A 19,139-nucleotide genomic window follows, 5' to 3' on the forward strand; every position below is an offset into this window, starting at 1 on the left:
ATGGGAGGCATGATGGGGAACCAACCTGGCAATCAGATGGGAGGCATGATGGGGAACCAGCCCGGCAACCAAATGGGAGGCATGATGGGGAACCAGCCCGGCAACCAGATGGGAGGCATGATGGGGAACCAGCCCGGCAATCAGATGGGAGGCATGATGGGTAATCCATACGGCAACCAGATGGGAGGCATGATGGGGAACCAGCCCGGCAACCAAATGGGAGGCATGATGGGGAATCCATATGGCCATCAACTAGGGGGCCAACCAGGTGCGATGCCAGGTCAGTTTGGCGGGCAGCCCGGAATGATGCGTGGACAGCTCGGAGGTCACCCTGAAGCAATGATGCCAGGACAAATGGGTGGTCAACCAGGTCAATTCGGAGGCGTTCAAGCACCTGAAACATTTGGAATGCCTACGTATGCGGACGAAAGTGATGACTACTAATTATCAGGGGGACAGTGTTTTTTACACTCGTCTCCTCTCTTATTTAAACCGCCGACCAAAGAACGTCCATCATCTTCAGAGCAATGTCTATATGATTTCATTCAAAAAAGACGCTCCCATCATTCTTAAAGGATTCGATAGCTTTGAAAAATGGGATCGACAAAGGGAATTGACTTCTTTGTTAAGTCAAAAAGGGTTCGAACAAACGTATCAGATTCACCAGAAGTTAATGCCGTTCCAATTCAAAGGGAAATGGTATGGCAGTATGGACTATATACCTCCAAGCAAGAAAAAGTTCCGTTTTTCCCATCATAAAGACCGGTTGGAGGGCATTGAATTATTGGAAAGATTTCACGATGTTTCTGAAAATCTGTCGATCAAAGCTCCCCTATTTGATCAGGTGAGAAAATGGAAAGAAAGATTGTCATTATTCAAAAAGAATATTTCGTATACTCGCCAATATGTTTCAGATGAAATCATCAATGAGTGGGTAAGGTGGGGGGAATGGTCCTTGGAGGGGTTTGAAAAAAACCAATCAAAATGGGATAAGGAAAAAAACGTCATCATTCACGGTGACTGTGCCCACCATAATTTTTTGAGGAGAGAAGATGGGTCACTTGCTTTAATCGATTTCGATTTAATGGCGAAGGCACCACGATGCATCGATTATTTACAATATGCCAATCGGATTTCGCCCCATCTCGATGATGCTGCCACGATGCTTTGGCAAGTTCCACAGTTGAAAAAGTATCAAAAAGATCGGGCATTTCTTTATGCTTTGGCTTTCCCTACGGATATATTCCGCGAGTGGAACCGGAATAATAAAAGTTCATCACAATTCCATTCCGTTTGGAAAATGACGGTGGAGGGGTTTTCGAAGCGAATGGAGATGAACGAAAAATTGGCGGACATGATTTCCAAAAGGTAATGAGTATCTAATATGGACATAACTTACAGACTGAAATCCCTTCAATACACCCATGCTAATTATGAGCGAAAATAGGCTCAATCCATTTTAGCAAAGGGGGGATTGTTGGTGCGGAACAAAATTTGGGCACTGCCGCTTTGCACGGTATTCGTTGGGGGTTTGATTGGCTGTGCCAATAATAATGATACGGCAGAGAATCAAAATCCTATGAACGAAACGGGGTACCATACAACTGAAAAGAATGCACTCGTTCGTCAAATCAATTTTGATGATATGGAGAAGGATTTGTATGGGAAAGACGATGCATACAGTAAGAAGGACCGTAACTATCATGGTCATGAAAGCAAACCACTTCGGGCTAGATCATCCTACTATAACTCGTATGAAGGGACATTAGTCGACCAAGCGAATGGGGTTGCTAATCGTGTGGAGAATGTCATTGACGCAAGGGCCATAATCATGAAAGATGAGATGTTGGTGGCTTTGTTGCTCGATGATTATGATCAGTCAACAGCGGTCAAAGAAGCGGTGTGGAAGAAAATCGAACCTCTAACTGAAGGCCGGGCACTTTATGTAACGACGGATGAAGGTGTGTACTTCCGGACGATGACGCTCGATAATAATTTGCGAGACGGAGATACAAAAGAATTAATTGTCCTGGATGCCAATGATATGTTCGACAACCTGGATATTCATAAAGATCATATAAAATAAACGCATCCAAGCTGGCTTCGAATGGAGTCAGCTTTTTTCCTTTAAAATAAGGCTAACGGAATTTTTCGGTTAATAATCGAATTTCAGGTCAAACTATGTAAAAAGTAAACGCCTTAAGAGGTGATCACATTGATTAATCAACTGAAAATCCAGTTTTTCTTGGCCTTGTTCGTCATCCCATTTTGTTTGACTGCTTTTGCCGAGGAAGCAAAACAAGAGGAAAGTCAGCCAATCGAACAAAAAGTCATCCTCCAGCGTTTGTATCTCGATGGGGAATTAAGTGAAGAGAAATTGACGGAAAAGATTTGGACGATGGAAGACTTTTGGTTGAAATACCAAGGATGGAATGTGGTTGATCAAAATGATGACCACATTGTATTGAATAAAATAGAGAATGATATATCGCCTTTACTCAAAGCAAACGGCTATCTTGGGATGAAGGAGGATGGGACTCTATCCATTTTTATCGGGAAGCCGGAGCATGCCAAAATCATTCATACTTTCTATCAATTGGATGTAGGGAAATTGGAAGTGTACAAGCAGGAAGAACTGCAAAAAGGGATTCCAATCGTAAATAAGGATCAATATAAACAGCTTATTAAGGAATATGAGCCGTATTCGATTAACTAGGATGGGAGAAATACACCCGTCCTATTTGTCTGCCTTCCAAGGATTGATGGGTGACTTAACACCAAACTAACGGGTAGGGAATTCAGGATATCCAGGGTCGGGGCAAAAGGTGCCTATCTCAAAAGAACATAAATAAGCATAGGAGGTGAACACCACCAATTGCTAAATAACTTTTAATAAACTTCCCTCTCCTTTTATGATAAAATGAGAGGTACAGCTAAATCAGGGAGAGAATTAATTTGTATGATTATATAAAAGGCATGGTCGATTATATTGGACCTGAATACATAGTCGTGGATAATGGGGGAATCGGATATCAAGTGCTGACTCCGAATCCTTTTATTTACTCCGCCCAATTTAAGAAAGAGACTCAAGTTTTTCTATATCATTATGTACGTGAGGACATGATTTCTTTATACGGATTTCAATCGCGGCAGGAAAAGGCACTGTTCACGAAGCTATTGAATGTGACGGGAATCGGACCAAAAGGGGCGCTTGCTATATTGGCGTCGGGCCAGGTGGATCAGGTTGTGCAAGCCATCGAAAATGAGGATGAGACGTTCCTTGTTAAATTCCCTGGTGTAGGGAAGAAGACAGCACGCCAAATGATCCTTGACTTAAAAGGCAAGCTTGAGAATATCATCCCGGATGCTTTCCCGAACTTATTCAATGAGGGAGTTCCGACGGCAATCAATCAAAATGGGTATTCCGAAGAGTTGGACGAAGCGATTCTGGCCTTGAAGGCACTCGGTTACTCGGAAAAAGAAATACAGAAGGTTGCGAAAAAGCTGCAAGTGGAAGAAATGACGACCGAGCAATACATTAAGAAAGCATTGCAAATGATGTTAAGATAAGGAGTGGCGCAATGGAGGAGAGAGTTTTTAATCAGGAAGCCGATTTGAACGAACTATCCTTTGAACAAAGCCTGCGACCGCAAAACTTAAAGCAATATATTGGACAGGATAAAGTGAAGGCAAATTTGAGTGTGTACATCGAAGCCGCCCGGATGCGTGAAGAAACGCTTGATCATGTGCTTTTGTATGGACCGCCGGGGCTTGGGAAGACGACGCTTGCCGTCATCATTGCGAACGAAATGGGAGTCAATATCCGTACCACTTCTGGACCGGCCATTGAAAGACCGGGAGATTTGGCAGCCATTTTGAGTGCCCTTGAACCAGGAGATGTTTTATTCATTGACGAAATCCATCGTTTGCCTCGGGTCGTGGAGGAAGTCCTCTATCCAGCCATGGAGGATTTTTGTCTGGATATCGTGGTCGGTAAGGGACCCGAAGCCCGTTCAATCCGAATCGATCTACCACCGTTCACCCTTGTTGGTGCTACAACTCGTGCGGGTTCCCTTTCAGCACCTCTTAGGGACCGGTTTGGCGTCTTGAGCCGCTTGGAATACTACACGGAACATCACTTGACCGACATTGTTCTCCGGACCGCCCAAATCATGGATACGGAAATGGATGACCAGGCTGCCGGTGAGATTGCGAGAAGGTCGCGGGGGACCCCTAGGATTGCCAATAGGCTTTTACGTCGTGTGAGAGACTTTGCCCAAGTTCGCGGGGATGGCACAATCACGACGAAACTGGCTGATTATGCATTGGAATTAATGCAGGTTGACCGTTTAGGACTGGATCATATTGACCATAAATTACTTAAAGGAATCATTGAAAAGTTTCGTGGTGGTCCTGTGGGCTTGGAGACGATCGCAGCTACGATTGGGGAGGAAGCGCATACGATTGAAGATGTGTATGAACCCTATCTACTGCAGGTTGGTTTTTTACAGAGGACTCCTCGAGGTCGTATGGCAACTTCGCTTGTTTACGAGCATTTCGGGATGGAGATGCCTGAGCGATGAATGTGCCTAAAACGATCATGACTCTAGGTGTGATTATATTTGTGATTGGATTTGCGATGAAGTTCATTCAGCTTGGCAGGCTCCCGGGGGATATCTTTTTCAAGAAGGGAAATACGACTTTTTATTTTCCTATCATGACCTCGATCATCGTCAGCATTGTGCTGTCGGCTATTTTTTATTTAATTAGCCGTTTTAAATAATAACTAACTACATGATACACAGATTAGGAAGTGGAACAGATGAAACTAGAAGAATTTGATTTTCATTTACCAGAGGAATTGATTGCCCAAGTTCCTTTGAAGAACAGAGAAGCCAGTAGATTGATGGTGTTGGACAAGGAAACCGGTGAGATTCAGCATAATGTGTTCAGTTCAATCACGGAATATGTGAAGCCGGGTGATTGCCTTGTATTGAATGATACGAAGGTTTTACCAGCAAGACTTTATGGAAGTAAAGAGGAAACAGGCGGGAAAGTTGAAGTTCTTTTGTTAAAACAAGAGAGTGACGATGTTTGGGAGACCTTGGTGAAACCTGCAAAACGTATTAAAGAAGGATCCACTATCGTTTTTGGTGATGGCAAGCTACGTGCAGTTTGCACAGGCATTCTGGATCATGGCGGCCGGATTATGAAATTCCAGTATGATGGCATATTCTATGAAATATTGGACGAACTTGGCGAAATGCCGTTGCCTCCTTACATTAAAGAACAACTTGACGATCAAGACCGCTATCAGACGGTTTATGCACGTGAACGTGGATCGGCAGCAGCACCTACGGCTGGTCTCCACTTTACGGAGCATTTGCTTGAAAAGCTTAAAGACATGGGGGTTCACATTGCTTTCATCACGCTACACGTTGGGCTTGGAACGTTCCGCCCTGTAAGTGTGGAAGACATCGACAGTCATGAAATGCATTCGGAATTTTACCAAATGACCGAAGGCACAGCACGGTTGTTGAATGAAGTGAAAGGAAACGGCGGAAGAATCATCACAGTCGGCACGACATCAACAAGAACGCTGGAAACGATTGCATCCCGTAATGATGGGGTTTTCAAGGAAGAAAGTGGCTGGACAAGCATTTTCATCTATCCTGGTTTCGAATTCAAGGGAATCGATGCAATGATCACGAACTTCCATTTGCCAAAATCGACGTTAATCATGCTTATTTCTGCACTTGCAGGAAGGGAAAATGTTCTCCATGCCTACGAAACGGCAGTGGAAGAAAAATACAGGTTCTTTAGTTTTGGAGATGCAATGTTAATCAAGTAATATAAAGAGTGGTAGGCTCTTGAAGGGAGTTATTGCGTTGACTGCAATACGATATGAGTTAATCAAAACATGTAAACAGACGGGGGCACGGCTTGGTCGCGTTCATACGCCACATGGTACTTTCGAAACACCAGCATTTATGCCGGTAGGGACGATGGCTACCGTCAAAACGATGTCACCTGAAGAATTGAAACAAATGGGGGCAGGCATCATCCTCAGCAATACGTACCATTTATGGCTACGTCCAGGGCATGAGATCATCAAGGAAGCTGGAGGACTGCATAAATTCATGAACTGGGATCGCGCAATATTAACGGATTCCGGCGGTTTCCAGGTATTCTCCCTAAGCAAATTCCGTCAAATTGAGGAAGAGGGCGTCCATTTCAGAAACCATATCAATGGTGATAAGCTATTTTTATCTCCTGAAAAGGCAATGGAAATCCAAAATGCACTAGGCTCAGATATCATGATGGCATTCGATGAGTGTCCTCCATTCCCGGCTACCGAGGAATACATGAAGAAGTCTGTCGAACGGACATCACGCTGGGCAGAACGCTGCTTGAATGCTCATGAACGTCCAAATGATCAAGGATTATTCGGTATCGTTCAGGGTGGGGAGTTTGAACATCTCCGTAAACAAAGTGCGAAAGACCTTGTTTCCCTTGATTTCCCGGGTTATGCTATTGGGGGATTATCGGTGGGGGAACCAAAGGATATCATGAACCGTGTGCTTGAGTTCACGAGTCCGCTCCTACCAACGAATAAGCCTCGTTACCTCATGGGGGTTGGATCACCTGATTCATTGATTGACGGTGCAATCCGCGGGGTTGATATGTTTGACTGTGTATTGCCAACACGAATCGCTCGTAATGGTACATTGATGACGAGTACTGGCCGATTAGTCGTAAAAAATGCGAAGTACGCGCGTGATTTTGGTCCAATCGATGAAAATTGCGATTGCCATGTTTGTAAAAATTATAGCCGGGCATACATTCGCCACTTAATTAAATGCGAAGAAACGTATGGTATTCGTCTAACGACTTATCACAATCTTCATTTTCTGTTAAACTTGATGGAACAGGTCAGACAAGCTATCCGAGAAGATCGCCTTGGAGACTTTAGGGAAGAGTTTTTTGAACAATATGGTTTCAATAAGCCAAATGCAAAAAACTTCTAATTCCATAAATACTTTAAAAAATGAAAGGAGTGAATATAAATGGGTGGTTTAACACAATTACTTCCGTTAATCTTAATGTTCGTATTGTTCTATTTCCTACTTATCCGTCCGCAGCAAAAACGCGCCAAGAATACAAGAAACATGCAAGAGAGCTTGAAAAAAGGCGACAAGGTTGCAACGATCGGTGGAATGCACGGAACAATCGATGCTATCGATGAGTTAAAAATCGTCATTAAATCTACAGATGGTTCAAAACTAACGTTTGACCGTGCTGCAATCCGTGAAATTACGGAAAGCGCACCAGCTAGAGAAGCACAAGTATAAGACAGACGAAAACCGGGCCTTGTGCCCGGCTTTTTTTGTTTCCTATTAATTCGTCCGTGATTCTGAGCTCATATTCACTCCAAGTACTCCACCCATCATAGCGGTAATGACAAAGCATCCGTAATAAATCCATTGTTTCAAGGTGAACAGTGCATCATGTCCCAAGTATTGAAAAAGGAACACGACTAAAAGATACAGTAATCCTGTACTGCCACCTAGGAATAATCCCTGTTTCTGACCTTTGCCCCCTGAAATGAACCCGCCAATGAATAATGATATAAAGGACACGATCATGATTACGTATGTCAGGGATGATTCCGTCAATGAAGTGAAACGAAGAAGAATCGAAAATAGAAAACTTGCAATCACAGCTATGGCAAAGATGGAGCCGACGCCATAAAGTACGGCGACGCTCATTTTTTTCGTTTCGATGATTATTCCCCCTTTTTAAAAGGCTGGATCGACTAGCCTGTTGATGTGTTTGTACAAGCATATTCCACTTTTATCCGCTTTAGACCAGGTTTGGGAACCTTCCAGGAATTTTTAAAATAAAAAGAGTAATTATTCGTCATCCCAGCCATGATAATGGTGAAGGAAGTGCTTTGCTATGGAAGATTATTTAAGCAGTGGGTTAAGGACCTTATTTGTTTATTTATTCATTTTGCTCCTTTTTAGGTTGATGGGAAAACGGGAGGTCGGGGAACTTAGCATCCTGGATTTGGTGGTTTCCATCATGATAGGAGACATTGCTGTATTAGCCTTAGAAGGAAATGATAAACCATTTTTGGGAACGGTTTTCCCTATGCTGGTCCTTGCAGTTGTTCAAATCATATTGGCATTCTTTTCATTGAAGAGTGTAAGGTTCCGTTATCTCATGGATGGCCAGCCGCAAATCATCATCAACCAAGGGAAAATAGATGAGAAAGTAATGAGAAGGCAACGGTATAATTTTAATGATTTGCTGACACAACTTCGCGAACAGGGAATCAGTGACTTAAATGAAGTGCAATTTGCGATACTTGAATCTTCGGGCAAGCTCTCTGTCATTAAAAATAGCCAAGGGAAGAAGTCAAAACGTATCGAAACACCATACCCGCTTATCATCGACGGAAAGATACAGGAAAACAACCTTGCATACATAGGGAAAGACAAATACTGGCTTCTGCATCAGTTGAAAAGGCATGGATACCTGAAGCTTGAAGAAGTCTCGATTTGCGGTTTCATCAATGGACAGATCTATATTGATAAAAAAGAAGTGAGGAAATAACCAAGGCAACTTGGTTATTTCTATTTCCAAGCAAGCTTTGCTAAAAAACTACCGATGAGAGGAATACGAATCAAATCCACCTTCTTTATGCTGCCCGTCCCTAACATGAAAAAGATGAAAAGCACCAACAATACTGAAACGGAGAGCAATAAGCGCGATCCCAATGGTAGAGAGGCGAGAGGGAATTCGTAGACATAATAACCCCCAAAGCCAGAAACCAAAGCAATGATCAAAGAAAGGATGTAGCTCCGGAAATGGAGCGTGAATGGAACGACTTTTATAACGGTGGAAAAGTGGAGGAACGTAACGAGCATGGTCCCTACCGCTATTCCGATTGCAGCCCCCATGATGCCGAAATTCTCCTTTGAAGCCAGCATCCAGATTACGCCGATCTTGAGGATGTTTCCTGCCAGACTGTTAAACATGGCAGCTTTTGCAAGGTCAAGTGCCTGAAGCATGGACTGAAGTGGATATTGAAAATAGAAAAGGATAAAAAAAGGTGCCAGGAACTTAATGAATACGGCTGCATGAGAAGAACCATACATCACCTGTAAGATTGGTTCAGCGAAGATGAAGAGAGTGACGACGGCTAGACAGCCAGTAATGAAGGTAATTTTCAGTGCTTGCTGAAGCCTATGTTCCACTAGCAGATAATTTCCTGTCGTCCGTGCTTCACTAACAGCAGGAACGAGGGCTGTAGCCAGTGAAGCCGTGACAAAGGAGGGAAGCATGAGAAGGGGCAAGGCATATCCTGTTAGCTCCCCGTATTGACTTGTGGCCGCTGCAGCCGTCACGCCTGCCAGGGCTAAGCTCTGAGCAACGACGATTGGTTCCAGGAACCAGGAAATGGAACCGATCATGCGACTGCCTGTCGAAGGAAGGGCAATTCCCATTAGTTCGGTAAACGTCCCTTTTCCTGATTTAACATTTTGAAAGAAACCCTTTCTGAATCTGAAATGCTTCTTGAATTTAAAGCTTGTTAAAAGGTATGAAAGAGAAACGAGTTCACCAATTATTGAGGCAAACATGGCACCGGCTGCGGCATATTCAATTCCATACGGTAAAAAGGCTTTTGTCAGCACCGCGATGAAGGTAATCCGGGCCACCTGCTCAATCACTTGTGAGAACGCAAATGGTTTCATATTTTGCTTACCTTGGAAATATCCGCGCAGGACAGATGAAATGGCGATGATCGGAACAATAGGGGCAATCGCCATAAGTGGCCAAACCGTTCGTCCGTCCGTGAACAAGTGTTCAGAAAGAACGGGTGCCAACAGGAGCATGGCCGGGGTGAAAATCATCGATAAACCAAATGTGCATGCCAAAGAAACAACGAGAATTTTCTTGATTTTCCGTTCATCGCCCCTGGCGTTCGCTTCGGCTACATATTTGGATATGGCAATCGGCAGACCCAATTGAGTCATATTGATAACAAGAAATAATGTCGGCAGTGCCATCATATATAAACCAACGCCTTCTTCGCCGATGAAACGGGCGATGACGATGCGGTTGATGAATCCAAGAACCTTTGTAATCAGGCTTGCTATTAATAAAATCAGCGTCCCTTTCAAAAATTTAGACATTGAACTCCCTCCCTGCCTTCTCAAAAAAGCGGTTATACTATACAATTATCTATATGCTTGTACTTGGACAAAGCATGACAAAAGTGTTTGTGTTCTCTCAAATGATTGAGTCTCTTCTAAGAAATGTACGCATCCAATTGAGAATCATTTTAATGGAGGCAAAGTGATGAAGAAAAAAAATCATCCGTATCAGCGGTATTATTTAAAGGTACGACCATTCCTGAAAAGCAAATGCGAGGAGTTCGAAATGATTGGATTAGAAGCTGTTACCGAGGAGGACCTTTGGAGTACATTGACAGACATGAAATGGAAACGACCGCAGGAAAGCGTCCATCTTCACGAATTGGTCGCTGACATCGTTACGTTTTCAAGCAATCAGTTCATGTCGTTCCAAATGGTCCAAGCTTTTAAATCACCCAATCTATTCGCCCCCCTTTCTGAAGAAGAGTTAAAAGAGCTTTTGAAAGAATAAAAGAGATATATACTTAAATTGACAGCCGTTTGTAAATGAATCATAATAGATATGGTTATGCTTTTTTTTGGAAAAAAGCATAAAGAACTGTGCCTTTTTTCTCAAACTAAAGAGCAAACAAGATCATTCATGAAAAAATAAACAGTTATTTATACTCCAAGAACAGGCGTAATAAAGAAAGGGGCCTACTACATAATGGTAAAAAGAAGCAGAATCGTTGCGTTTTTTCTAATTGTTCTTTTGATTGCCGCAGCGATGGGAACGACTTCAAAAGGAATCCTTGGGAACATCAAGCTTGGTCTTGATCTTCAAGGCGGTTTTGAAGTGTTATATGAAGTAAAACCGCTTGCCGGTGAAAAAATCACCCAGGATGTTTTGAGCAGTACAGCGAGCGCGCTCGATCGGCGTGTCAATGTATTGGGGGTCAACGAACCTATCATTCAAATTGAAGGAAATGATCGGATCCGTGTTCAGCTAGCGGGTATCCAAGATCAAAATAATGCCAGGGAAATTCTTTCGACTCAGGCAAAACTATCCTTCCGTGACTACAATGATAAGGAAATGATGACAGGGGCTGACCTGAAAGAAGGCGGCGCAAAGCAAACGTTCCAAGATAATAAACCTGTCGTTGAAGTCACATTGAAAGATGCAAACAAGTTTAAAGAGATCACTGAAAAGATTTCTTCCATGGAGAGCCCGACGAATGTACTGGCTATCTGGTTGGATTTTGAAGAAGGAAAAGATTCCATTAAAAAAGTAGATTCACAGGACAATATGATTTCAGCACCAGCTGTCAGTGAAGTCTTCAGTACAAATAAAGTATTCATAACGGGTCAATTTACAGTAGAAGAGGCAAAAGAGCTTGCTGGGTTATTGAACGCAGGTGCCCTGCCCGTTGACTTAAAAGAAGTGTACTCCACTTCCGTTGGGGCCCAATTTGGTGAAGGGGCTTTGAATGATACTATTTTTGCCGGCATCATCGGAATTGCACTTATTTTTATCTTCATGCTTGTGTATTATCGCTTCCCAGGCTTCATTGCGATCGTCACATTGAGCATTTACATTTTCTTAACGCTATTAGTCTTTGATTGGATGAATGCGGTTCTTACGTTACCTGGTATAGCGGCTCTTGTACTCGGTGTTGGGATGGCAGTCGATGCCAATATCATCACCTATGAGCGAATCAGGGATGAGTTAAAACTTGGACGATCTGTGAAGGCAGCATACACAGAAGGTACGAAAAATTCACTTGGCACAATCATGGATGCTAACTTGACGACATTGTTGGCCGCAGCCGTACTATTCTTCTATGGGACAAGCTCGGTTAAAGGATTTGCCACAACGTTGATCATTTCCATCTTAATGAGTTTTGTCACCGCCGTATATGGTACGCGTCTTTTCATGAGCTTATGGGTGAAAAGTGGGTTCCTGGACAAACGGAAATCTTGGTTTGGCGTGAAGAAAAAATACATTCACAATCTATCCGAGAAAATCGATTTAATGTCATTGCCAACTCGCTTTGATAAAATCGACTTCGTAAAACATCGGAAAGTCTTTTATAGCATTTCAATCGGTGTTACGCTCATCGGGATCATTTTCTTGTTCGTATTCAGATTGAATCTGGGCATTGACTTTACCAGTGGTACCCGTATTGAAATCGCTTCGAAAGAGGCACTTACGACTGAACAGATTAAGACGGAGATGGACAAGTTCGATATTGAAGCGAAGGATATCAGGCTTGCCGGTACAGATGATAAAAATGCTGTCGTTCGTACGGTCGGTGTCCTTGATAAACAGGAAATCGCCGAATTGAAGGACCACTTCAAGAAGGATTATGGTGCCGAACCTAATGTCAGCACCGTTTCTCCTACAGTCGGAAAAGAACTTGCTAAAAATGCGATGATTGCTTTATTGATCGCATCACTTGGCATCATCCTTTATGTATCCGTACGCTTTGAATGGCGGATGGCTTTACCGGCTGTTGTAGCCCTAATACATGATGCGTTCTTCATCATCACGATATTCAGCTTGCTTCGCCTTGAAGTGGATATCACATTCATCGCAGCAGTCTTGACGATTGTGGGTTATTCCATCAATGATACAATCGTTACTTTTGACCGTATCCGTGAGAACCTACGATTTAGCCGAAAGGTCAAAACGGTCGAAGAGCTTGAGAATATTGCCAACATCAGTATAAGACAAACGTTGACGAGATCGATCAATACGGTCTTGACCGTTCTTGTAACAGTGGTGGCGTTAGCGATATTCGGAAGTGAAGCTATTCGAAACTTCTCGATTGCTTTATTTATTGGTTTATTATGTGGCGTATACTCGTCCCTATTGATTGCTTCTCAATTCTGGCTCGATTTAAAAATCAAAGAATTGAAGAAAAAAGGACCATTGAATACAGCAAAAGAAAAGAAACAGAGTATGGAAGGTCAAGTTTAATAACTAAGAGGGGGCTGGCATAATTGCCGGCCTTCTTTTTTTTCTGAACAAGAAAGTCTATAATATAAAATTGAAACCAAACTTGTGATTTTGTATAATAAGTAGGTTAAGGGGTGAATGCATGTTAAAGCCAAAAACTCGATGGAACGTAAAATCCGTCGATGAAAATAAAGTAGCTATACTAGCCGAAGAGCTTCATATCACACCTTTGGTTGCGACATTACTAGTGAATAGGGGCCTAGATACCATTGAAAGTGCCCGTTCATTTCTATTTGTAAAAAATCAAACTTTCCATGATCCGTTTTTAATGAAAGATATGGATAAAGCGGTATATAGAATAAGAGAAGCGATACAAAATAAAGAGAAAATCAGGATTTTCGGGGACTATGATGCGGATGGTGTAACGTCCACGACGGTCATGATGACGACATTGACTAAATTAGGTGCTGATGTCGATTTTTACATTCCCAACAGGTTTACGGAAGGATATGGACCGAATCCAATGGCTTTCCGCCTGGCTGCAGATCAAGGCGTTAAGGTGTTAATAACCGTCGATACGGGAATCTCTGCTGTGGAAGAAGCGAAGCTGGCAGCTGAGCTAGGCATGGATTATATTTTGACCGACCACCATGAACCAGGTCCTAACCTGCCTGAAGCACTGGCCATCATCCATCCAAAGCTTGAAGATAGCGCCTATCCTTTTAAAGACCTTGCAGGAGTGGGGGTTGCGTTCAAACTGGCCCATGCTTTACTTGGCGAAATGCCCGAGGATCTGCTGGAAATCGCGGCAATCGGTACCATTGCCGATTTGGTCCCTTTACAAGGGGAGAACCGTCTGATTGCTGCGAAAGGAATCGAAAAGCTGCGGTTGACCAAACGACCAGGGCTCGTAGCCTTGATGAAAGTGGCGAATATCCAGCAGGAGGCATTGAGTGAAGAATCAATCGGATTTGGGATGGCGCCTCGAATCAATGCCGTTGGCCGCCTTGGAGATGCCGATCCGGCCGTCGATTTACTGATGTCGGATAATTTGGAAGAAGCGACCGAGCTTGCTGTGGAAATCAACGATATTAACAAAGAGCGGCAAACGATGGTTGCATCGATGGCTGAAGAAGCCATTCGGGAAGTGGAGGAAAACTATCCGCCTGAGACCAATGGTGTCCTTATCATTGGAAGGGAAGGGTGGAATGCGGGGGTTGTCGGGATTGTAGCCTCTAAGCTCGTTGAACGTTTTTACCGACCAACCATCGTATTAAGTTTTGACCAGGAAAAAGGACTTGCAAAGGGATCGGCCCGGAGCATTTCCGGCTTCGACCTTTTCGCAAGCCTTTCAACCTGTCGGGAACTATTGCCTCATTTCGGTGGCCATCCTATGGCTGCAGGGATGACATTGAAAATCGAAGACGTTCAAGAGCTTCGGGACCGTATGAATAAGATTGCGAACGAACAACTTAACGAAGAGGACTTCACACCGATTACCAATCTGGATGGGGCGACGACATTGGCTGAAGCCTCCATTCAAACGATCCAGGAAATGAGTTTGCTTGCTCCCTTCGGTGTGACGAACCCTAAGCCGAAGATTTTAATAGATTCCGTTCAGCTTGCGAGCGTCCGCAAAATTGGCACGAACCACAACCACTTGAAGGTTCAGCTTGAGGATAGCGAGAATCATAAACTGGATGGGGTAGGGTTCGGCCTTGGACATTATATGGAAGAGATTGCCCCACACGCAAAGGTTTCCGTTATCGGTGAACTTTCCATCAATGAATGGAATAACATCAAAAAGCCGCAAATCTTTGTGCAAGATATAGAAGTCAATCATTGGCAACTTTTCGACTATCGAGGCAAGGGACAAGCTGATAAATGGCTGGCGGACATTCCGGCACATAACCGGAAGATCGTTATCTTCTCTGAGGAAACTCTTAAAGCCTATCCATTTCTACAACAACATCCTGACCTTGTCCATATAGAGGACGAAAAGGATGCCTTGGAACTGGAATGTCATGAAGGCCATGTCGTATTCATGGACATGCCACCGCTGAGGAACCTGTTGAAACAGGTGGTTGAAAATAAAAAACCAGCACGAATCTATGCTCATTTTTCTCATGTGCAGGATCATTTTTTGAGTACGCTACCGACGCGTGACCACTTCAAATGGTTTTATGCATTTCTTTCCAAAAAGGGCCCGCTCGATATAAAAAGGTATGGCGATGACCTTGCCAAATACCGCGGCTGGTCAAGAGATACAGTGGATTTTATTTCTAAGGTGTTTTTTGAGCTTGATTTTGTTACAATAGACAATGGATTAATTATGCTCACGACCAACCCGAAAAAACGCGATTTCAGTGAATCTGTTTCGTTTATAAGAAAGAAAGAACAATTTGAGCTCGAGCAAGAGCTAGTTTATTCTTCCTATCAGCAATTATTCGATTGGTTCAATCATATATTGATTCATGAGGCAATAGACCTTGAGGAGGAAACAAAGCAATGGATTTAAAGCAATTTGTAACGATTGTGCAAGACTGGCCGAAACCGGGTGTTATCTTCAAAGATATTACAACATTAATGGATAATGGTGCCGCCTATAAATACGCAACAGATCAAATCGTGGAGTACGCCCGCGATAAGAAGATTGATTTAGTTGTTGGACCTGAAGCGCGCGGATTCATTATCGGCTGCCCAGTCGCATACTCTTTGGAAGTGGGATTTGCACCAGTGCGAAAAGAAGGTAAGCTTCCACGGGAAACAATCAAAGTCGAATATGGTTTAGAATATGGAACGGATGTATTGACAATCCATAAAGATGCTATTAAACCGGGCCAACGCATTCTAATCACCGACGATTTACTTGCTACTGGCGGTACAATCGAAGCGACGATTAAATTAGTAGAAGAACTTGGTGGAATTGTAGCGGGAATTGCATTCCTGATTGAATTAACAGACCTAGATGGAAAAGATAAATTAGAAGGTTATGATGTTTTAACATTAATGACATTCTAAAAACAAGGGCGCTCTGACCAGAGTGCCTTCTTTTTTTTATCATTTTCAGTGATTTTGTCGAATTTCCAATGAAAAAAAGAAGCATTCTAAAGAAAATACACGTTTAACCCTTTACATCCTTGTGTTTTTTTTCGATAATAGTAATAATAAAGAGTTTTTCTTCTACTAAATCCATTTGCACATGTATCCGTTTAGGCGGATTTATTTTTTTTAGCAAATAATGTAGGGTTTTGTTGAAAGAAGGAAAGTGTTACCAATCATACTCAATCCGGACGGAAAAGTATCCGGTGGCAGTTAAAGTGGGGTTAAGGTGATTAAATGGCTAATGATCAAATATTGACTGCCGAGCAGGTTGTAGAACGGGCCAGCTTATATCTTCAGCCGGAAGAAGCTGAATTTATTCATAGAGCGTTTAAATATGCAGAGCATGCTCACCGAGAACAATTCCGTAAATCGGGGGAGCCGTATATTATTCATCCGATTCAAGTCGCTGGTATACTGGTGGACCTAGAAATGGATCCTGCAACTATTGCCGCAGGTTTTTTACATGATGTTGTTGAAGACACGGAGATCACGTTAAAGGATATCGAAGAAAATTTCAGTCCTGAAGTAGCCATGCTCGTCGATGGCGTAACCAAATTAGGGAAGATCAAATATAAATCACAGCAAGAACAACAAGCGGAAAATCATCGGAAAATGTTTGTTGCAATGGCTCAAGATATTCGGGTCATTTTAATCAAGCTAGCCGATAGATTGCACAACATGCGGACGTTGAAGCATCTTCCACAGGAAAAGCAGAGAAGGATTTCGAATGAGACCCTGGAAATCTTTGCACCGCTTGCACACCGTCTAGGAATTAGCACGATTAAATGGGAGCTGGAAGATACCGCACTACGGTATTTGAATCCGCAACAGTATTACCGCATCGTCAATCTCATGAAGAAAAAGCGTGCGGAGCGCGAAGAGTATTTAGAAGAAGTCATTGAAGAAGTGCGTAAGAATGTTACGGAAGTCCATATAAATGCCGACCTTTCCGGCAGACCGAAACATATTTACAGCATCTATCGGAAAATGGCTCTCCAAAACAAGCAATTCAGTGAAATTTATGATTTATTAGCGGTACGAATCGTGGTTAACAGCATCAAGGATTGCTATGCAGTCCTGGGGATCATCCATACATGTTGGAAACCGATGCCTGGCCGATTCAAGGATTATATTGCAATGCCAAAGCCGAATATGTATCAATCGTTGCATACGACGGTAATCGGACCAAAAGGCGATCCGCTTGAAGTGCAGATCCGTACATCGGAAATGCATCGCATTGCCGAGTTCGGGGTAGCCGCTCACTGGGCTTACAAAGAAGGCAAGGATGTCGGTGAACAGCCGTCCCTAGAGGAAAAATTGACATGGTTCCGGGAAATCCTAGAATTCCAAGATGACGCTACCAATGCCGAAGAATTCATGGAGTCCCTGAAAATCGATCTTTTCTCCGATATGGTGTTCATTTTCACACCTAAAGGCGATGTAATTGAGCTTCCTTCAGGATCTAATCCAATTGACTTTGCTTACCGTATCCATTCCGAAATCGGTAATAAAACGATAGGAGCCAAAGTGAACGGGAAAATGGTACCGCTGGATTATAAGCTGAAAACAGGTGACATCATTGAAATCCTGACTTCGAAGCATTCATATGGACCTAGTCAGGACTGGCTAAAACTTACCCAAACGTCCCAGGCGAAAAATAAAATCCGCCAATTCTTCAAAAAGCAGCGCCGCGAAGAAAACATTGAAAAAGGCAAAGAGCTGGTTGAAAAAGAAATCAAGGAAATGGAATTTGACCTGAAGGAAATCCTGACTCCCGAAAACATTAAGCGCGTGTCGGATAAATTCAATTTCCTTAATGAAGAGGACATGTATGCAGCAGTCGGCTACAACGGGATTACAGCCCTACAAGTAGCCAATCGCCTTACTGAAAAATGGCGTAAGCAGAAAATGGTCGAGCAGGAAGCGGACATCACAGAAGCGGTTTCAGATCTCAAAACCTTCCCTAGCTCATCGAAAAAACGTGACTCTGGGGTTCGTGTACCAGGCATTGATAATCTGCTCATACGTTTATCAAGATGTTGCAATCCGGTCCCAGGCGATGAAATTGTCGGCTATATTACCAAAGGACGTGGAGTCTCCGTTCATAGACGAGACTGCCCTAATTTGGAAAGTGGCGAATCGGATCACCGTCTGGTCCCTGTTGAGTGGGAAAGCAGCATAAACGATCGCAAGGAATACATTGTTGAGATTGAAATCAGCGGATATGATCGACGAGGCTTATTGAATGAAGTCCTGCAAGCGGTCAATGAAACTAAGACAAATATTTCAGCCGTTTCAGGTAAGTCAGACCGTAATAAAGTGGCCACCATCAATATGTCCATTTACATTCATAACATTGCCCATTTACAAAAGGTCGTCGTCCGTATAAAACAAATACCAGATGTCTATTCCGTAAGAAGGATTATGAACTAAGGAGTTTTATCATTATGCGTGTTGTTTTACAACGTTCCAAAGCTGCCAAGGTCGTTGTGGCAGACAAAACAATTGGTCAAATTGATAAAGGGCTCGTGCTATTAGTCGGAGTCACCCATGGGGATACTGTGGCTGACGCCGTACAATTGGCTGAGAAAATTGTCAATCTTAGAATATTTGAAGATGAAAATGAAAAGATGAACCATTCACTACTGGATGTTGGTGGTTCGATCCTTTCCGTTTCACAATTCACGTTATACGGTGATTGCCGAAAAGGACGTCGCCCGAACTTCATGGACGCCGCCCGTCCTGATGAGGCGAAAGCTTTATATGATCTATTCAATGAAGAGCTACGCAAACGAGGCGTCCATACCGAAACAGGTGAATTCGGTGCCATGATGGATGTTCAGCTCACCAATGATGGTCCAGTAACGTTGCTATTAGAAAGTAAAAAGTAAATCCCTGCATTGTGCAGGGATTTATTTTTTTATCCGAGAAAA

The 19,139-nt window shown here is 43.1% G+C and carries 18 protein-coding genes and 1 pseudogene; 17 read left to right on the top strand and 2 right to left on the bottom strand.

Going from position 1 to position 19,139, the window contains the following annotated elements; all coding sequences use genetic code 11:
* From ACIQXR_RS00005 to yajC, 10 genes and pseudogenes are all read left to right on the top strand, one after another.
* Positions 1-444, top strand: a pseudogene (locus tag ACIQXR_RS00005) (hypothetical protein); the annotation flags it as partial.
* Entirely contained in the window at positions 434-1,372 is a 939-nt protein-coding gene (locus ACIQXR_RS00010) for a phosphotransferase (RefSeq protein ID WP_402869849.1), read from the top strand. The pseudogene ACIQXR_RS00005 and the gene ACIQXR_RS00010, both read left to right, overlap by 11 nt.
* Before the next feature lie 108 nt (positions 1,373-1,480).
* On the top strand, positions 1,481-2,086 hold the full coding sequence (locus ACIQXR_RS00015) for a YhcN/YlaJ family sporulation lipoprotein (protein WP_402869847.1): 606 nt from the start codon (positions 1,481-1,483) through the stop codon (positions 2,084-2,086).
* A gap of 129 nt (positions 2,087-2,215) precedes the next feature.
* Positions 2,216-2,716, top strand: coding sequence for a BofC C-terminal domain-containing protein (locus tag ACIQXR_RS00020; RefSeq protein WP_402869845.1), 501 nt, complete (start codon positions 2,216-2,218; stop codon positions 2,714-2,716).
* Positions 2,717-2,955: 239 nt separating this feature from the next.
* The gene (gene ruvA, locus ACIQXR_RS00025) at positions 2,956-3,570 is read left to right on the top strand and encodes a Holliday junction branch migration protein RuvA (RefSeq protein ID WP_402869843.1); all 615 of its coding nucleotides are present in this window, start codon (positions 2,956-2,958) and stop codon (positions 3,568-3,570) included.
* Between the two features lie 11 nt (positions 3,571-3,581).
* Positions 3,582-4,583 carry a Holliday junction branch migration DNA helicase RuvB gene (gene ruvB, locus ACIQXR_RS00030; protein ID WP_402869841.1) on the top strand — a complete coding sequence of 334 codons (1,002 nt, stop codon included), beginning with the start codon at positions 3,582-3,584 and terminating at the stop codon, positions 4,581-4,583.
* Positions 4,580-4,783, top strand: coding sequence for a DUF2905 domain-containing protein (locus tag ACIQXR_RS00035; RefSeq protein WP_402869839.1), 204 nt, complete (start codon positions 4,580-4,582; stop codon positions 4,781-4,783). Before ruvB ends, ACIQXR_RS00035 begins: the two co-directional genes overlap by 4 nt.
* 39 nt (positions 4,784-4,822) lie before the next feature.
* On the top strand, positions 4,823-5,851 hold the full coding sequence (gene queA, locus ACIQXR_RS00040; RefSeq protein ID WP_403079274.1) for a tRNA preQ1(34) S-adenosylmethionine ribosyltransferase-isomerase QueA: 1,029 nt from the start codon (positions 4,823-4,825) through the stop codon (positions 5,849-5,851).
* A 37-nt stretch (positions 5,852-5,888) separates the two neighbouring features.
* Entirely contained in the window at positions 5,889-7,028 is a 1,140-nt protein-coding gene (tgt, locus tag ACIQXR_RS00045) for a tRNA guanosine(34) transglycosylase Tgt (protein WP_402869835.1), read from the top strand.
* A gap of 39 nt (positions 7,029-7,067) precedes the next feature.
* Positions 7,068-7,352 carry a preprotein translocase subunit YajC gene (gene yajC, locus ACIQXR_RS00050; RefSeq protein WP_402869833.1) on the top strand — a complete coding sequence of 95 codons (285 nt, stop codon included), beginning with the start codon at positions 7,068-7,070 and terminating at the stop codon, positions 7,350-7,352.
* A gap of 45 nt (positions 7,353-7,397) precedes the next feature.
* Here the strand turns inward: yajC and ACIQXR_RS00055 are convergent, their stop codons facing one another.
* Positions 7,398-7,769, bottom strand: a complete 372-nt coding sequence (locus ACIQXR_RS00055) for a TIGR04086 family membrane protein (protein WP_402869831.1) — start codon at positions 7,767-7,769, stop codon at positions 7,398-7,400.
* A 190-nt stretch (positions 7,770-7,959) separates the two neighbouring features.
* Between ACIQXR_RS00055 and ACIQXR_RS00060 the strand changes: the two genes are divergently transcribed.
* Positions 7,960-8,619: a DUF421 domain-containing protein gene (locus ACIQXR_RS00060; protein WP_402869829.1), complete on the top strand. Its 660-nt coding sequence runs from the start codon at positions 7,960-7,962 to the stop codon at positions 8,617-8,619.
* Between the two features lie 20 nt (positions 8,620-8,639).
* On the opposite strand, the gene spoVB is transcribed toward ACIQXR_RS00060, so the two are convergent.
* A complete protein-coding gene (spoVB, locus tag ACIQXR_RS00065; protein WP_402869827.1) occupies positions 8,640-10,202 on the bottom strand; it encodes a stage V sporulation protein B in 1,563 nt (520 codons plus the stop codon).
* 166 nt (positions 10,203-10,368) lie between these two features.
* On the opposite strand from spoVB, the gene ACIQXR_RS00070 reads away from it, so the two are divergent.
* The 6 genes from ACIQXR_RS00070 to dtd all read left to right on the top strand — a co-directional run bounded on the left by ACIQXR_RS00070 (position 10,369) and on the right by dtd (position 19,097).
* Complete coding sequence (locus ACIQXR_RS00070; RefSeq protein ID WP_402869825.1) at positions 10,369-10,674, top strand: post-transcriptional regulator; 306 nt, start codon at positions 10,369-10,371, stop codon at positions 10,672-10,674.
* Between the two features lie 195 nt (positions 10,675-10,869).
* Entirely contained in the window at positions 10,870-13,122 is a 2,253-nt protein-coding gene (secDF, locus tag ACIQXR_RS00075) for a protein translocase subunit SecDF (RefSeq protein WP_402869823.1), read from the top strand.
* A 121-nt stretch (positions 13,123-13,243) separates the two neighbouring features.
* Complete coding sequence (gene recJ, locus ACIQXR_RS00080; RefSeq protein ID WP_402869821.1) at positions 13,244-15,619, top strand: single-stranded-DNA-specific exonuclease RecJ; 2,376 nt, start codon at positions 13,244-13,246, stop codon at positions 15,617-15,619.
* Positions 15,610-16,122 carry an adenine phosphoribosyltransferase gene (locus tag ACIQXR_RS00085; RefSeq protein ID WP_402869819.1) on the top strand — a complete coding sequence of 171 codons (513 nt, stop codon included), beginning with the start codon at positions 15,610-15,612 and terminating at the stop codon, positions 16,120-16,122. Before recJ ends, ACIQXR_RS00085 begins: the two co-directional genes overlap by 10 nt.
* Before the next feature lie 318 nt (positions 16,123-16,440).
* Positions 16,441-18,639 carry a RelA/SpoT family protein gene (locus tag ACIQXR_RS00090; protein WP_402869817.1) on the top strand — a complete coding sequence of 733 codons (2,199 nt, stop codon included), beginning with the start codon at positions 16,441-16,443 and terminating at the stop codon, positions 18,637-18,639.
* Between the two features lie 14 nt (positions 18,640-18,653).
* Complete coding sequence (dtd, locus tag ACIQXR_RS00095; RefSeq protein WP_402869815.1) at positions 18,654-19,097, top strand: D-aminoacyl-tRNA deacylase; 444 nt, start codon at positions 18,654-18,656, stop codon at positions 19,095-19,097.
* Positions 19,098-19,139 lie beyond the last annotated feature (42 nt).

Source organism: Peribacillus sp. NPDC097224 (genome assembly GCF_044761985.1).
Lineage (GTDB): Bacteria > Bacillota > Bacilli > Bacillales > DSM-1321 > Peribacillus.

What these genes read in the sequence shown, in the direction of transcription:
- ACIQXR_RS00035 (WP_402869839.1), top strand. Translation starts at nt 4,580, where the DNA reads ATGAATGTGCCTAAAACGATCATGACTCTAGGTGTGATTATATTTGTG.
- ACIQXR_RS00010 (WP_402869849.1), top strand. Translation starts at nt 434, where the DNA reads ATGACTACTAATTATCAGGGGGACAGTGTTTTTTACACTCGTCTCCTC.
- ACIQXR_RS00055 (WP_402869831.1), bottom strand. Translation starts at nt 7,769, where the DNA reads ATGAGCGTCGCCGTACTTTATGGCGTCGGCTCCATCTTTGCCATAGCT.
- dtd (WP_402869815.1), top strand. Translation starts at nt 18,654, where the DNA reads ATGCGTGTTGTTTTACAACGTTCCAAAGCTGCCAAGGTCGTTGTGGCA.
- ruvB (WP_402869841.1), top strand. Translation starts at nt 3,582, where the DNA reads ATGGAGGAGAGAGTTTTTAATCAGGAAGCCGATTTGAACGAACTATCC.
- spoVB (WP_402869827.1), bottom strand. Translation starts at nt 10,202, where the DNA reads ATGTCTAAATTTTTGAAAGGGACGCTGATTTTATTAATAGCAAGCCTG.
- queA (WP_403079274.1), top strand. Translation starts at nt 4,823, where the DNA reads ATGAAACTAGAAGAATTTGATTTTCATTTACCAGAGGAATTGATTGCC.
- ACIQXR_RS00060 (WP_402869829.1), top strand. Translation starts at nt 7,960, where the DNA reads ATGGAAGATTATTTAAGCAGTGGGTTAAGGACCTTATTTGTTTATTTA.
- recJ (WP_402869821.1), top strand. Translation starts at nt 13,244, where the DNA reads ATGTTAAAGCCAAAAACTCGATGGAACGTAAAATCCGTCGATGAAAAT.
- yajC (WP_402869833.1), top strand. Translation starts at nt 7,068, where the DNA reads ATGGGTGGTTTAACACAATTACTTCCGTTAATCTTAATGTTCGTATTG.
- ACIQXR_RS00070 (WP_402869825.1), top strand. Translation starts at nt 10,369, where the DNA reads ATGAAGAAAAAAAATCATCCGTATCAGCGGTATTATTTAAAGGTACGA.
- secDF (WP_402869823.1), top strand. Translation starts at nt 10,870, where the DNA reads ATGGTAAAAAGAAGCAGAATCGTTGCGTTTTTTCTAATTGTTCTTTTG.
- ACIQXR_RS00085 (WP_402869819.1), top strand. Translation starts at nt 15,610, where the DNA reads ATGGATTTAAAGCAATTTGTAACGATTGTGCAAGACTGGCCGAAACCG.
- ACIQXR_RS00090 (WP_402869817.1), top strand. Translation starts at nt 16,441, where the DNA reads ATGGCTAATGATCAAATATTGACTGCCGAGCAGGTTGTAGAACGGGCC.